An 822-nucleotide genomic window follows, 5' to 3' on the forward strand; every position below is an offset into this window, starting at 1 on the left:
CAGGCCCGGCGGGTCTCCGCCTTGCGCACCTCGATCAACTCCGCTGGCGGGAGCGTCACCGGCTCCGCGCGGGAGCCGTCGCTGACAATCACCACCGTGACCGGGGTGCCTGCGGCCCGCTTACGCATGATGGCCACCGCGCAGCCCAGCGTCTCGTCGTCGGGGTGTGGTGCGACGACGAGACACGACCTCGTCGTCATGGACGAGGTGATATCGATGCCGCGCCGGGTCCAGGCCCGGCGCCACAGCGACCGCGCCGGCACCATCACCCGGTCACGCACCGTCTCTGGATCACCCGGGATCACCCACCGGACCGCCTTCGCCACGTTCATCCCGTCGACCTCCCGTACGGCGGCGAACACCGGCCAGCGGACACGATCCGAGATCGACGCCGTGGCCGCGCTCACTGTAGCGACCACCACCGACATTCCGCCCTCGGGTGGTGTTCCCGCAGGTCCTCGCCATGTTCGTCCACGAGACGCCGATGGGCGCAGAGCAGCTCTTCGCCGGGCTCGGCCCCCCCGGGAGGCATGGCGGAACGACAAGGTCCGCCCCCGCGCGGACACAACCCACCCAGAGTGGAGCGGGCGACGGGAATCGAACCCGCGTTGCAAGCTTGGGAAGCTCGTGTTCTGCCTCTGAACTACGCCCGCGTAGCGCATTCGCATCGTACTGGACGGACCGGGTCGGGTGGGGCCCCGGGCCGTCCGGCGCGTCCGGAGTCAGCCGTCGATGCTGTTGACGGAACCGCTTGGGCCGGTAGGACCGATACGATCGCTGGCCGGGGCGATGCCGAAGCTGGTGGCTGAGCCGGCACCGACG

The 822-nt window shown here is 70.3% G+C and carries 1 protein-coding gene and 1 tRNA gene; both read right to left on the bottom strand.

Going from position 1 to position 822, the window contains the following annotated elements; genetic code table 11:
* Positions 1 to 419: PIG-L deacetylase family protein (locus tag ACY5KJ_RS19350; RefSeq protein WP_462204035.1), on the bottom strand; the 419-nt coding region annotated here is incomplete at its 3' end.
* Positions 420 to 579: 160 nt separating this feature from the next.
* A tRNA-Gly gene (locus ACY5KJ_RS19355) sits at positions 580 to 653 on the bottom strand.
* Positions 654 to 822: the final 169 nt, after the last annotated feature.

The sequence above is a fragment of the Frankia sp. CcWB3 genome (assembly GCF_977927595.1).